This window comes from Thermoflexibacter ruber (assembly GCF_900113045.1).
Classification (GTDB): domain Bacteria; phylum Bacteroidota; class Bacteroidia; order Cytophagales; family Thermoflexibacteraceae; genus Thermoflexibacter; species Thermoflexibacter ruber.
This window is the reverse complement of the sequence record NZ_FONY01000019.1, coordinates 18,177-32,426: the sequence shown is the minus strand read 5'-3', so window position 1 is coordinate 32,426 and position 14,250 is coordinate 18,177. Positions and strand designations below refer to the sequence as shown.

Here is a 14,250-nt window from a genome sequence, read left to right as displayed (position 1 = left end):
CCTCCTCCTCTTTGCGCAAATAATAAGCATCTAACAAATCTATGGAAACAGCAGCTACTTCCGCTATTTCCTCACTTACTTCGCTGGCTGGCAATAAGTTAGCAAACTCTATCGCCTCCTCCTCTTTACGCAAATAATAAGCGTCTATCTCCAAAGTTATTTTATCCTCGTCGATATATTCTGATATTTCTTCTGTCCTTGATGCAATTGTTTCTTCTTCCTTACGCAAGTAGTAAGTGTCCAAAAGTTGATTTTCTTTTTCAGAAGAAAAGTCAGCAAAAAAGTTTTCCTCAATAGGATTACTAAGACTTTCTATTTCAGTAACTTCTTTTTCTAACTCTTTATTTATGTCAAATTTATTTATTTCAATGGTGGCTTCCTCAAAAAAGTTATCCGTAGAAGTAATAAAATTAGGTAAAGTATTGACTATCTGCTGAACTTCAAGCGAGTAGTCATTTTCCTGTTTTTCTATTTCATACTCAAACTTTTCAGGATAAACCACAGGCTGCTCTTCGGAATCATCAGTAATCGGTTTTACCAATTCATCATTATATACTAAAAATTCCGTTTGCGTCCTTACATCTTCGTCTATTTCTATTTCTTTATCAAAGAGGTCATTAGCAAAAGGGTTGTAGGTCGGCTCATCGTCAATACTTAATTCAGAGTCAAATGAAGCTACTTCTTTTTGGAAATCCAATACAATATCATCATCTATTGGACTGATAAACTTCTCTTCCCAAGCATCTGTTTTCAATTTCTCCAAATGAAGGTCATCTTGGCTGTTATAAATAATGCTTGCTACAGATTCATCACTTTCATCTATTTGTATTACTTTATCTGTTACTTCCCCTTTTTTTGTATTTTCCTTGATAGACCATTCTTCCTCTTGAGGTTTTTCTGTGGTGATTTTGTCAGCTTTAAGTTTCTCAAAAGCATTTACTTGCTCTACGTTTTTGAGCAAATGCACCAAAGCATCGCCTTGATTAGGGTTATAGTTTTTGATTAGTATATTTCTGAGCAGATTACGGTCTAAGGAGCGAACTGCTGCCTTCTCAATAGTGTCATTAGTCAGATGTGCCTTTGCATAAAGCACATAAATGGCTTGGAAGTAAGGATAAACCTTTGTCATCTGCTTCAACTCTGACTCGTACTGAGGGGTAAGCAGAGAGGGATTCTTTATTAGTTCGGTGAGTGTTTCTTTATTCAAGGGTAGTAAGATTAATAAAACTATTTTTACGTCATTGCCTTATTTTAAGCCAAAGAAAGCAAAATGAAATAAAATGCTCCATTTGCTTATAACCTACTAAGTAAGAAAATTATCGAGAAATATCAAAATTTTTTTTACTTCTCTTACCAATTTGCCACAGATTTATTAAAAATATCCAAAATAATTTGGTCAAAAATGGTACGAATGAGGTTCTGCTCGACTTGTATGAGAGTTTGATTGCTGTCAAAATCAGCAAAAAATGAAAATTCTTGGTCAAAGTCCTGACTCTCGTCAAAGCTATTGGTGTACTGTACCTTAATGCCAATAGTTAGACGCTGACGTGCAGCTACCAAGGCAAAATTGCCTTGCTGCTCACCTGTAGGGGCTACAGGCGAAACTTCATACCTGACTATCGTGCCAGCAAAATGCAGATGACCATTGCTGGGAACTAAGGCTAATCGAGTATTTCTCTGAAAATATTCTCTCAACTTTTCTGTAAAGTTGATTGCCATATTGGCGGGACCGTTTGCCGCATCAGCCTGAAAGTTCTCAATGCTCATGGTCTGGATGCGCGGGTCTAAGTTCGTCCCTTGGAAAGAAAGTGAAGGAGCTGCCGCACAGCCCGAGAGCAGTATTAGAATAAATACTAAAAAAAAGACTTTATTGGTACGCATGAGTATTTATTAAAATTACCCAATCTTTATCTTGTGTTCTACCTTTTAAAGGTTTAAAATTGGTCTATGATATTAGAGAGTTGGTCAAAAATTTCTTCTATCTCCCCAATACCATTGACAGCATGGTATTTCCCTTGCTTTTCATAATAATCTGCCACAGGAGCAGTTTTATTATTGTATTCTTGGACACGCTGTCTGATGAGTGCTTCGTTTTGGTCATCAGCCCTGCCGGAGGTTTGCCCACGAAGCAATAAACGTTTAGTAAGTTCCTCCTCATCAACTACTAAGGCAATCATGCCGTTGATTTTCATATTATTTTCGCTCATCATTTTATCTAAAGCATCAGCCTGGGCTACGGTGCGAGGAAAACCATCAAATATAAAGCCCTTGGCATCAGGATTTGCTTTGATTTTGTTATCAATCATTCCAATTACGACCTCATCTGGAACTAAGATGCCCTTGTCCATCAATTCTTTGGCTTCCAAGCCTAACTTTGTACCTGCTGCAATCTCAGCCCTAAGCAAGTCGCCTGTAGAGAGATGAACAAATCCATACTTTTCTATCAACTTTTGGCTTTGTGTGCCTTTGCCTGCGCCCGGAGGTCCGAATAATACTATGTTTCGCATTTCTAAAATTAGTAATTTGATGAATAATAGTTTGCAATGATAAGCTATTTTAGCATTACTTTAACAACTTTTTGCTTAAAATCTGCAAATTATCATTTTTAGCATAAAAAACAAATATAGCAATCAAAATATGGCAACGTCAAATATGTAAGGCAGTATTGCAGGTAATAACCCATGAAACAGCATTTTTTAAGATTTCACTGTTTTAAGTAATCTTTCTAAATCTTCGGGAGTATCCACACAATAGCTATCATGTTCAGTAATAGCAGTTTTTATTTTGAATCCGTTTTCTATCCAGCGTAGCTGCTCCAAACTTTCTGCTTTTTCCAAAATAGAGGGAGCAAGTTGAGTAATCTGTGCCAATATATCTGCTCTATATGCATACATGCCTACATGCCTATAGAAAGTATGATGACTAAGCCACTCCTCCTGAGGGACATTTCTCAAAAAAGGAATCACTTGGCGGCTAAAGTAAATGCCGTTTTGGTCTTTATCCAGCACAACCTTTACTTCGCCTGTATTAAAGAGTGCCTCACTATCTAAGGTCTTGATTATCAATGTAGCAATTTCAGTTGTGCCGTCCAGTCTGCTTGCTAAGAGTTCTATTTGCTGTGGAATAATAAAAGGTTCATCTCCTTGAATATTAATTACGTAGTCAAATTTTTTTTGAGTAGTCGCTTCGGTTATCTGCAAGGCTTCATAGCATCGGTCAGTACCGCTGGGGTGTTCTTCTCTGGTTAGGACAGCCTCTCCACCAAAGTTTTTCACTGCATCTATAATAAGTTGATTATCAGTTGCTACTACTAACTTTGCTAAACAGTTTGCTCGGCTTGCTCTTTCATAAACGTGTTGAATCATTGGTTTGCCTTTGATGTCTGCCAACATTTTGGCAGGGAATCGTGTAGAAGCATAACGAGCAGGGATTACTCCAAGAATTTTCATGCAATCAAAAATAATAGACTTTATTACTTAATATTAGGCGGCAAAGATAGTAATTATTCGTAATCATTGGATTGAAATTCGGCTCTATCTTTCCTAATAAAAACAGTATCCATTTGCCAAAAAGCATTATCTTTCTTTCTGTGCATAAAATCTACCATGTCAATCGGTAGAAAGCCTAAATCTTCCATGTAATTGCACATTTCCCAAAAGCGAAGGCTATCTTTGGCAATTTGAAAATTATAGGTTTCTATGATGACAATGTTTGCTTTTTTTAGCGTTTCTCTTGCTCCTTCTAAGATAGGTACTTCGTAGCCATGTGTATCTAATTTGATGAGGTAAGGGGCTTGAAGTTGGTACTTTTTTACCTGTTCGTCAATAGTAGTTACAGGAACAACAATGCAGTTTCCTTCAAAAGGCACATCCGCAGCAAGCCCTCCAAAAAGCCCTGAGTTGTCAAAATAAATTTCTCCTATCTTGTTGCCTGCCGCAGCAATCACATAGTTCGCATTTGCATAGAGAGCTTTAAAAGCCTGTAAGCCCTTTTCATGGGCTTGCTGCGCTTCTATGAGCAAATAGTTAGCTTGCGGATAATGCATGATGCAGCTTTCTGACCAGCGACCGTCCGATGCGCCTACGTCAATCACGGTATTGATTTCAATATTTCTTTGAGCAACTCTTTCTATAGCTTTTGGCATAGTAAACTTATTTTCTACTGCAACATATTGCATAGGAATAGAAGATAGCTTATTGACTTGGTAGCCTAAGCGATGAAATAGAGATTGAATTATTTTTTTTAACATAGGTTATTTTTACTCCTTTGTTCTATATTGAGTTGATTTTATGAAGTAAAAGTAGATGGATTTTAAAGCATTAGATAGTAAAGTAATATGATAAAAATTTCTTATTTCAAATATTCAAGTATTTTATATATAAATCTATAAGGCTGGGTAATAAGGTGACCTATTCTATAACTATATGATTTATATACATTTTCTTTTAATCTTTCTGCTTCTATCTGTTTTTTTCTTAGATGTATAATATGAAAGAAGGTATTTATCTGATTTTTTAATATATCTAAACTTTTTACTGAATGGTTACGATTTATTATTTCTGAGATTGTATTTGTTAAAACCTTAGCGTAAAGTCTTGCTGATAGATGTTCTGTAAATAGATTATAACAATTCTCAGCGATACTACCTGGAACATTATCTATTTCAGATAGATTCTGCGGTAATTCATTAATGGAACTAATTACTCTACCCGCATTATATTTCAATATTAACTCAGCATATTTCCCAATTTGATTAACAATGACTGGCTTTCCATTTTGTAACATTGTGGCTATTTTTCCAGAGGATAAACCAATATATTTAATATTTTTTCCTTGATAAATATCGCCTGTTTGTTGTTGATAAAGTGCAATACCCACATCTACTGATGCGATAAGTGTAGAAAGCGACTCAAATGAATCAGTTGGTTCTTCTGAAAAATATACATTAGGTAAATATGTATATTTTTCTTTTAACGGAGTTTTTCCATACCTATCATGAACAACTAAACACCAGCTCTTGTCCCAATATTGTGTATTTTCTATTATTTCCTCAGCCATAGTAAATTTTGCAACGCTACCCATTAGCAAAGCGATTTTACGGTTGTGAGGTATAGAAAGTTTATCATGAAGAAATTTATTTTTATCCTTTCGCACAATGTCTAATCCTGCTACAGGTATCAAGATAAATTTATCAAGCGGAATCTCATTTTGCTTAGATAGATGCTCTGCTCTTATAATATCTTGACATATAACAAAATCTACTGCTCTGCAAGCGATTATTTCTAATTGCTTAGGGTAATAGCCTACTTCATCTTCAAAAAAGATTTCGTATGAAATATAACCTAATGGCACTTGTTTTATAGTAGCGATAAGTGCTGCATCTATAATGCCCAAATCAACTCCAATGACAAGTTTATAATTTTCACTTAATATAGAACTATCGTGTTCCTCATAGAAAAACAATCTATTCATCGGATGGATAGATTTCTGGTAAATATTTTTTTTAGGGAGAAGTATATCAACTTGATAGTTATTTTCAATAAGAATTTGGGTTATTGCTAAAAGATTGGGATTATTATTAAAGTTGCCCTCGGGATGTATAATTATTATCTTCATATTAAGAATATTCAATATTTTTTCTTCATTATAAATACAGCTCCCCAAGTTTGTTCACTTAATGGATTATCAGAAACGAACTCGCAATATTCTACTATTTCAAATCTCGTTATCTCAGCTAAAAAATACAATTCATTTATCGTAAAATGCCGCATAGAATGCATCTCTTGAAATGTAATTAGACGAGAATTTTTTTTATCTTCTATCAAAATCTCATAGTTTACATTAACTATACTTTTGTTTATAAGCGACTTTGGCTCTGCAATTCTCGTAATTTTCAAATATTCATTTTCTAACCTTTTGATACGAATTTCGGGCTTTTGAATAAGTACTGTAGGGGTGTACCAAACATCGAAAATAAAAATGCCATTGTCTGCTAAGTGCTTATACACTCCTTGAAAGCAGGAAATCAAGTCATTGTTATCATTCAAATAGCTAATCACGTGAAAAAGAGCAATAGCGGCATCAAAAGTATCTTGCAAATCTAAATGTCTAATATCTCCCTCCATAGGAAAGAAGTTATTAATTTGTTTTTTTTTTGCTTCTGCTACCATGCTACTGCTTTTTTCTATGCCTGTTATTTTTAGCCCTTTCTTAGATAAATATTGAGCATGATTTCCTGTACCGCAACCTAATTCTATCACTGATTGAACAGTAGGATTGTACTTTATTATTTTTTGATAGCTATAATCTGCCTCTGCATAATAATCTTTATCTTGGTAAAGCAAATCGTAATAGGCACTGTATAGTTTGAAGTTAGTATTATCTTCTGGCATGACTTATTTTATATTTATATGTTCTTCTTTGACAGGGGAAAATCTAATTTTATCAGTTTCGCCACAGTACGGTCCTTGCTTTACTTCTATCATCTCACTTGGCTCTAACATTTTAAAACCATGTCCACCGTCTGCTAAAAGTATTACGTCTCCTGAAGTTAATATGCGACTTTCTATATAATGCTGGCTATTACTGTAAAAATCTACCCTTACTTTGCCACTTTTTATAAACAATACTTCTTGGGTCAAATGTACTTCACGAGGCACTAAATTGTGTCTATGTGGAGGGATAGTATAATCTTTGGGACGCTTCATATAGCCTAACTGCTGGGAAGAATCATCGGTAGTAAAAAACTCAATCCCTTCTTTAGAGTAGTTAGCCCTTATAATAACAGCTAATAGCTCGTCTTGATGTATAATCCTTTCAATCATTTTTTTGAAATACTAAATATGTTGAAAAAGAATAACCATGTTTATTATTGAAACTGCCTAAATAAGTAAAGCACAATTTACTAAAATAATCAACTACGAGTTGTTGGCTAATAATTACAGGGTAATAATGCCCTCCTTTGTCCAACCAATTATCAATCATCGGAATATCAAATTGCTCGGCTGTATAAATATCAAAAGCTACTAAACCTTTATTTTTAGTTACTCGGGCTATTTCTCGGAAGTAATGAAATGCGTGTAGCAGAGGCAGATACACAAATACTCCATGCGCTACCAAATTGTCAATGCTACTATCTTTCTCAAATTTTAAATTGAAACCGTCTGAATCTCGCCTAACAAGTATAGGAGCATATTTCTCTTCCAGATAATAACTCCAGTCTTCTGCGATTTCGTATGAAATAATATTTTTAACAGGATATTTTTTCAATACATGGTCAATATACCTTCCCGTTCCCCCACCTATCTCTAACATAGTGCTGCCTGTTTGAAAAAATCCATAGGAGTGTAATTCTAAGATAACTTCCTCTGATTGACCTTGCTGATTCCAAATCTCTTCCACATACTCACCTACACTCAGCCCGCGCTTATTTGCTTCATTTACAGTTTCTTCACAACTAATATAATTCCCACTTTTTCTTTTGGGCTTTGCTGGCTCAGCTACTGAGATAGTGGTAAAAACCTTATGATATAACTGTTCGGCTAAATTTATGACTTTACGATACATGCTTGGTTGATCTTTATTTAATAGTTTTCTAAATCTTGGAATCAACTTAGTGAGTTTGCTTTTTACTTTTTTAATGTATTTTATATCATTCGTTTTCTCTGCTAATGATAAAGCTGTTAAGCCTTGTTTTTGAAAAACATCTATATTAGTCAAAAACTTATTCCTATGTTTATTTAAAATATATAAATATCCCTCTACTGTTCTTTTATCATCGCTTGAGATAGTTCCACTTGTACGTCTGTAATACTTGATAAGCAATCGATGAACAGTAGAATATTGGGCAAATTCGCTTAATCTAATATGCGTATCCCATTCTTGAAAAGAGGGACAGTACTCATCTGTTAAACCGATTTTCAATAATAGTTCTTTTTTTATCAAAGCGCAATTATAATCTACATAATTATTCCCATTCAATAACCCTTCAAGGATATTTCCCTTATTTACCCACTCAAATTTACCTATTTCTTTCCCATTTTCATCTACTACATAGGAAAAACATGTAACAATATCAGCGTTGCTTTGAAATATGTGAGCATATAACGCTTCTATTAATTGAGGAAGCATTACATCGTCTGAGTCAAAAAATTGTATGTACTTACCTTTACTTTCTAAGATTCCTGTATTTCTTGCCCCTTGCGCACCCTTTTTTCGGTGATTAAGTAAATATTTTACTCTTGTATCTTTGGCACAGTATGCTTGTATCGTCTCTCTACTTTGGTCGGTAGAATAATCATCTACCACTATGCACTCCCAATTTTGATAGGTTTGCCCAATTACTGACTCTAAAGTAGCGCCAATCAAATTAGCCCTGTTATAACAAGGAATAATGATACTTACTTGGGGAGTCATAAAAGCTATTAATTTTTTTAATTAAGGATTTCTTTTTTATTCCCAATTTTGTTCTAAGATAAGTAATACGCGATGGAAGATAGGTAGATAAATAGCTATTTTCCCAATAATTTTTTCAAAAGTTTCTTCGTCATATACATGGCTAAGTTCGTTTCTACTAACCAAAATTTCTATGAGAAGGAGGTAATCTGCCTCAGTCAAGTAGCCAGTATCAAAAAAATTTTTAATGCTCTGTTTAGGGCTTTTACTTTCTATACCCTCTTTTTCCTGCAAAAACTTTTTAATTGTTTTCCAGCATAGCTCTGTAGTATATTCAAACTTTTGGGCAATTCCGTTTTTCAAGCCATCTATAACTACCGGGTTGCTCTCATAGTCTTGCAAATTAAGGGAGAAAAGTTGAGAAAGACTCAGCACGCTTTTTTTAAAGGCTTTCAGTTTTATGTCCATCTTACTATTTTTTTAAGGGCTTCTTGCTCAAAATCTTTGCTGACCTTGGAAAAGTCCACCAAGTCGACCCTGAATGGCACAAAAGAATCTTCTATAATATCTGCTATTTCACTTAACAGTACGGGGCTTATTTCCGAAGGACTCCTGAATCCAATATCAATATCAGAAATCCTGCCTGCGGTATGATTAGCCCGCGAGCCAAACAAAAATATCTCTGTTCCGAGCGGCATACATTCTACCAAAACTGCTCTCAGATAGCTTTCGCAAGCCTTGTAAAACGTATGAGCATTGAGAGCATTGCCCATACCGATAAGTTCTTCGCACTGGGTTTTGCTCATCTTCCTAAACTTTGCTTTCTGCTCTTTTAGCCACATGATTTGTGATGTTTTATCAGTTAATGCCTAATCAAAACATTTAAAAACATGCCTTAACTCCTGATTACTCTGTCAATCAGCTCGTTGAGTTGATTGATATGCCGCTGCAAAGTAAAATATTCCTTTGCTCTTGGTTTGGCTTTTTTGTCTATAGTTTCTGCTAAATCTCAGTTTTCATACCTTCATAAACGACTAAATAAATTTTTTATCTTCTTCATTAAGAGCAGCATAACAATATAAAATGAGCTTCTAAAATCAAAATCTTGAAAAATAAAATATTTTAAAGATTCTTGCCACTCAAATGGATGTAAACTTCTATTTATAAATGGCTTACCTTTTATTAATAAAAATAGCTTTTCTTTATTAGTAATGTTGAGATGACTGATTGCCTTAATATGACTCATTGCACATAAAAAATAAATGTTTTTTGACATACCATATTGTTCTAGTCGCTGTAAGTGTTGCTCTTTCATTTCTTTCTTTCTTATAATACGCCTATATAAGCCAATGCTTTCACTGTCGTGAGGTAACAAATGCCCATAAAATGCAACTAAAAAAAGAATCAAATGGTCTATACCGTTTTTATTACCTATACACTTAGCCAAAACATCTTTCTTAAATAATCCATGAATGGCAGTGCAGTAATTGAGATTTTCTAAGATTTTTATCATTCTTTTCATAGAGTCAAGCCCTGAAGTGTGTATATCTGAATCTGCTGTTCCTTCATTAGGACTACTTTCAGAAAAAAATATAGACTTAGGGTACACTAAGGCAACATTTTCATTTGTATAAAACTTTTTTATAGCTTTATCAACAAAGTTACTTGCAAGCACATCATGACCACCAAGCCACATAAAGAAATATTTACTTTGCGAGAGCCTGTATAGTTCAATAAAATTTTCATATGCTCCTATATTTTTTGGCTGTTTTATTAATCTGATTCTACTATCTTGATTAGCATACTTTTGGGCAATCTCAAAAGAGTTGTCAGTTGAACAATTATCTGAAATAATAATTTCTAAGTTTCGATATGTTTGATTGATTGCAGACTCAATTGTTTCTGCCAAATACTTTTCTTCGTTATAGACTGGTACACCAATTGAAACTAATGGTAAATTATTCATCTTTACTTTACTCTTTTTAAGTACCCATCAGGGGCAACCGTGATTAATAATTTATCTTGAAATGTTTTATCAATTTCAAAGTTATCGTTTTCTTTTAAAAATTCCCACACAGCAGTTTTAGGGTTATTGCCTTTGCCCCAAGGGCGGTCTTTCCATTCGTAATCGGCAGGCATATCTTCAATTACTGTATCATACACAATGCAATAACTACCTATACTTACCAAAGGTGTATATGCTTTTAATTCGGCAAGTACATGGTCGTGCGTATGGTTGGAGTCAAGCAGAAGAAGTACCTTTTCTTTACCATTAGCAAAATCATACACTTGTTGTATGGTTTGCGGGGCGATAGATGAACCTTGTATCATCGTAATTCGTTTTGCCATAGGGTGGTTTTCTATGGCTATTCGGTTATGTTCTCGTATGTCAATATCAATGCCTAAAACCTGTCCGTTACCACCAATGAGTTCCAGCATAGATGCAATAAAAACAAGCGAACCTCCCCGAGCAATACCCGCTTCAATAATTAAATCAGGCTTTACTTGCCAAATAATCTCTTGCAAAGCAACTATATCTTGTGGATATTGAATAATTGGAAGACCAAGCCAAGTGAAGTTGTATGAATAATTAACACTGATAGTCTGTTGAAAAAAACTACTAGCGGTATCTTGCAATTTTTGATTGTTTGGATAGCTTTGAATACGGAGCAAACTTTCTTGTCTAAACTTTTCTATCTCTTGCATATTTTTTCAAATTACGTGAAAGTTTATGTTTGTATTGTTAATACTTCTTTTTATCTCATCTAAATAATTTTTATTCATTACCCACACGTTATTGATAGGTTCTTTTTTGAGAATATCAGGCGAAAAAATTGGATGTGCTGTTTTTGCAATGAACTTATTCTGTTTAGCAGGATTAATATCTACTACAAAATTAATCAACTTTCTTTGGGGGTCTAATAAATTTAGAAATGTATTGCCTTTTGCACCAGCTCCCCAAATAGCTATGTCTTTTTGTTTTTGAAGTCTATCTTTTATTGTTTCAATTTTAGCAGTTGGATTGAAAGATACTTTCTGAAAGTCAGATTTTTCCTCTATTTGTTTTTTCAAATCAGCTAATTTAGCCCATAGATATATATACTGACCTCCAAAAAGATATCCTGTTTGAGCTTTATGAAACATTTTTTTTAGAGTATTTTCTGTAAAATAATTGCAATGCTCATAAAATATATCCCAAAATGCTTCTTTTTTAGCTATCCAATCAAATGTAGGCACTTCTATAAATATATACCCTTGATAATCATTAGACTTTGCAATAGTATGTAAAAAAGTAAATGGACGAGGAATATGTTCTAATGTATGCCTGAGAATAATTACATCGGCTTTTATATTTGTTTTTTCAGAAAAAAACTCTTTTAAGACATATTCATTTTCGCCTTCGTAAGTTGGGTCAAAGCCAATACAATCTATTCCTGATTGTCGCATCATTTCAAGAAAGTATCCTTTGCCACATCCTATCTCTACTACTTTTTTATCTCGAATGCCTAAATGTATTAAAAGCTTTAATACTTCTTCAAGATGCTTTCTGAAAAAGGGTGAGTTGGATTGTTCGTTTTGATAGCTTTCATCATAAACCATTAAACTACTATCAAATTTGGCATTATAAATGAAACCAGATACATTATCTTGCACAAGTTCTATTTCACCACATAAAGCATTTTGAGCTTCTGCAACAGAATTATAAACTTTATTTTGAAAAATAGGTAACTGACTTTGTCTATAAATACAAGTAGCACTATTGTTAGAGTAGTTATCTATAATCATCATTTTTGATAACCGATTTTAGTTTAGTATTATCTCCCCAAAAAGCAAATGGCTCATAAGTAAGATATGAAAAATAACCTAAATTGAGAGCTATCTTTTTACCTTTTGAGGTGAGGTAATTTTCTACAAGTTTTCTGATAGATATTGGATTACCACTACAACAATTAAATATGCCTTGCATAGCTTGTTGCAAGGAAATCTCTACGATATATTCAGCTACCTTTTCAACAGGTAAATAATCTCTTATCTGCTCTCCTCCTGACATATTGAAAGTTCTTTCTCCATTTTCTAATGCTTTATCTAATTGAGCTAATAAAGATTTTTCACTTTGTCCTTTCCCGTAGGTATAGAATAGTCTAATCCACTTAAAATTAAAATCATATTGTTTGTGCATAAGTTCTAAAAATCTTCTCAAAGTGTCCTTAGCTAATCCATATGCTGTATGTGGATTTGTAGGCATTTGTTCTGACAGGCAACCATTTACTAAACCATACTCTAAACAAGTTCCTATTACAGAAACATCCTTTAAGCCGTTGATTATTAGGTTTTTCAAAAAAAAATAATTATGGTACAAATTGCGTTCAAAATGAAATACATCCAAATAATTGGGCAAACCTTCCCAAGCTAAATGTATTATGTGAGATGGACGATGAAAGTATTCATAATAATTTGTCCTTTCATCAATGGGTAAAGTGCAGGGCACATAAGTAACTTGCGAAAACCATTCAAATTTTTTTGCTTTTTCTATGTTTCTTGATGTAGCTATAACCTTTACATTTCTTCTCAAAAGTTCAGCTACAATATGATTTCCAATAAAACCTGTTGCTCCTGTAACCAAAACTTTTACCATATTTTCAATTCAGGGATAGCTACTACAAACTTTCCGTTCCAACTTCTGATGTAGCTTAGTTGCTCTTCAATTTCTTTTTGAATATTCCAAGGAAAAATGACCACAAAATCGGGCTTTTCTGCTTTTAGTTCTTCCTCACTTACCACAGGAATATGACTACCCGGCAGATATTTACCCTGTTTGTATGGCGATTTATCTGCTACAAAGCTAATTAAATCTTTTTTAATTCCACAATAATTGAGCAAAGTATTTCCTTTGGCTGCCGCTCCATATCCAGCAACTTTTTTACCCAACTTTTTTTGCTCTAATAAGAAACTCAAAAAATCATACTTTATCTTATCTACTTTCTGCTGAAAGCCTTGATAGTATGCCAGTGTATTCATTCCCTTAGCAATTTCTTTGGCAAGTAAGTTATCTACATTTTTGCTACAAGGCAAGTCATTATTTTCAGCGTGTTTGGCATAAATTCTCAAAGAGCCACCGTGCGTAGGAATTTCCTCTACCTCAAATAAAGTTAGCCCGTGTTTTTCAAAAATTTGTTTTACTGTTAAAAAGGAAAAATAAGAAAAATGCTCATGATAAATGGTATCAAATTGATTGTTTTCATTCAGTTGCATCAAATGAGGAAACTCCATTGTAACAATGCCTTTGGGTTTGAGGGCAATTTTTAAGCCTGCTACAAAATCATTGAGATTGGGTACGTGAGCCAGTACGTTATTGCCAATCAATAAATCGGCTTGTTTGTTCTCGGCTACTATTTTTTTAGCTAAATCAGTCCCGAAAAACTCAATCCAAGTAGGTATTCCTTTTCGTTGAGCAACTTGGGCAGTGCTCAAGGTAGGCTCAATGCCCAATACAGGAATATTTTTTTCTTTGAAATACTGCAACAAGTAACCATCGTTTGAAGCAATCTCTATAACTTGCGAAGCTGCATTTAGCTCAAATCGTTTCATTATCATTTCGGTGTAGCTCTTGCAATGAGCCAACCAAAAACTTGAATAAGATGAGAAATAAACATATTCTTGACTAAAAATTTCATTGGCTTTTTTGTATTCATCTATTTGTACCAAAAAAGTTCGCTCGCTCACGTATAACTTCAAAGGATAATAAACTTCGGGTTCATTGAGTTGTGAGGCACTTAGAAAAGAATTAGATGGAGGACTAAACCCTAAATCTACAAAAACGTGTGTAAGTGATAAATTATCAAATCTGCAATTCAT

At 33.9% G+C, this 14,250-nt stretch carries 16 protein-coding genes; all 16 read right to left on the bottom strand.

Annotated elements, in window-relative coordinates; all coding sequences use genetic code 11:
- The coding region (locus BM141_RS11490; RefSeq protein ID WP_177217354.1) for a hypothetical protein at positions 1-1,207 on the bottom strand (1,207 nt) is incomplete at its 3' end.
- A gap of 143 nt (positions 1,208-1,350) precedes the next feature.
- Positions 1,351-1,881 (bottom strand): LPS assembly lipoprotein LptE, encoded by a 531-nt coding sequence (gene lptE, locus BM141_RS11485; RefSeq protein WP_091545371.1) that lies wholly within the window; start codon positions 1,879-1,881, stop codon positions 1,351-1,353.
- Positions 1,882-1,934: 53 nt separating this feature from the next.
- Entirely contained in the window at positions 1,935-2,507 is a 573-nt protein-coding gene (locus tag BM141_RS11480) for an adenylate kinase (RefSeq protein WP_091545368.1), read from the bottom strand.
- A 189-nt stretch (positions 2,508-2,696) separates the two neighbouring features.
- Positions 2,697-3,449, bottom strand: coding sequence for a 3-deoxy-manno-octulosonate cytidylyltransferase (kdsB, locus tag BM141_RS11475; RefSeq protein ID WP_091545366.1), 753 nt, complete (start codon positions 3,447-3,449; stop codon positions 2,697-2,699).
- Between the two features lie 53 nt (positions 3,450-3,502).
- Entirely contained in the window at positions 3,503-4,249 is a 747-nt protein-coding gene (locus BM141_RS11470; protein WP_091545364.1) for an FkbM family methyltransferase, read from the bottom strand.
- 101 nt (positions 4,250-4,350) lie between these two features.
- Positions 4,351-5,616, bottom strand: coding sequence for a glycosyltransferase (locus BM141_RS11465; RefSeq protein ID WP_091545360.1), 1,266 nt, complete (start codon positions 5,614-5,616; stop codon positions 4,351-4,353).
- Between the two features lie 11 nt (positions 5,617-5,627).
- A complete protein-coding gene (locus tag BM141_RS11460) occupies positions 5,628-6,392 on the bottom strand; it encodes a class I SAM-dependent DNA methyltransferase (RefSeq protein WP_091545356.1) in 765 nt (254 codons plus the stop codon).
- 3 nt (positions 6,393-6,395) lie between these two features.
- Complete coding sequence (locus tag BM141_RS11455) at positions 6,396-6,824, bottom strand: cupin domain-containing protein (protein WP_091545354.1); 429 nt, start codon at positions 6,822-6,824, stop codon at positions 6,396-6,398.
- The gene (locus tag BM141_RS11450; RefSeq protein ID WP_091545348.1) at positions 6,817-8,415 is read right to left on the bottom strand and encodes a glycosyltransferase; all 1,599 of its coding nucleotides are present in this window, start codon (positions 8,413-8,415) and stop codon (positions 6,817-6,819) included. Before BM141_RS11450 ends, BM141_RS11455 begins: the two co-directional genes overlap by 8 nt.
- A gap of 36 nt (positions 8,416-8,451) precedes the next feature.
- The gene (locus BM141_RS11445; RefSeq protein WP_091545346.1) at positions 8,452-8,862 is read right to left on the bottom strand and encodes an HI0074 family nucleotidyltransferase substrate-binding subunit; all 411 of its coding nucleotides are present in this window, start codon (positions 8,860-8,862) and stop codon (positions 8,452-8,454) included.
- Positions 8,853-9,236, bottom strand: a complete 384-nt coding sequence (locus tag BM141_RS11440) for a nucleotidyltransferase family protein (RefSeq protein WP_091545343.1) — start codon at positions 9,234-9,236, stop codon at positions 8,853-8,855. Before BM141_RS11440 ends, BM141_RS11445 begins: the two co-directional genes overlap by 10 nt.
- Positions 9,237-9,418: 182 nt before the next feature.
- On the bottom strand, positions 9,419-10,360 hold the full coding sequence (locus BM141_RS11435; protein WP_091545341.1) for a glycosyltransferase family 2 protein: 942 nt from the start codon (positions 10,358-10,360) through the stop codon (positions 9,419-9,421).
- 2 nt (positions 10,361-10,362) lie between these two features.
- Entirely contained in the window at positions 10,363-11,100 is a 738-nt protein-coding gene (locus BM141_RS11430) for a cephalosporin hydroxylase family protein (RefSeq protein ID WP_091545338.1), read from the bottom strand.
- Positions 11,101-11,106: 6 nt separating this feature from the next.
- The gene (locus BM141_RS11425) at positions 11,107-12,183 is read right to left on the bottom strand and encodes a class I SAM-dependent methyltransferase (protein ID WP_091545336.1); all 1,077 of its coding nucleotides are present in this window, start codon (positions 12,181-12,183) and stop codon (positions 11,107-11,109) included.
- Positions 12,167-13,030 carry an NAD-dependent epimerase/dehydratase family protein gene (locus tag BM141_RS11420; RefSeq protein WP_091545334.1) on the bottom strand — a complete coding sequence of 288 codons (864 nt, stop codon included), beginning with the start codon at positions 13,028-13,030 and terminating at the stop codon, positions 12,167-12,169. The genes BM141_RS11425 and BM141_RS11420 overlap by 17 nt, the downstream gene beginning before the upstream one ends.
- Positions 13,024-14,250 (bottom strand): class I SAM-dependent methyltransferase, encoded by a 1,227-nt coding sequence (locus BM141_RS11415; protein WP_091545332.1) that lies wholly within the window; start codon positions 14,248-14,250, stop codon positions 13,024-13,026. The genes BM141_RS11420 and BM141_RS11415 overlap by 7 nt, the downstream gene beginning before the upstream one ends.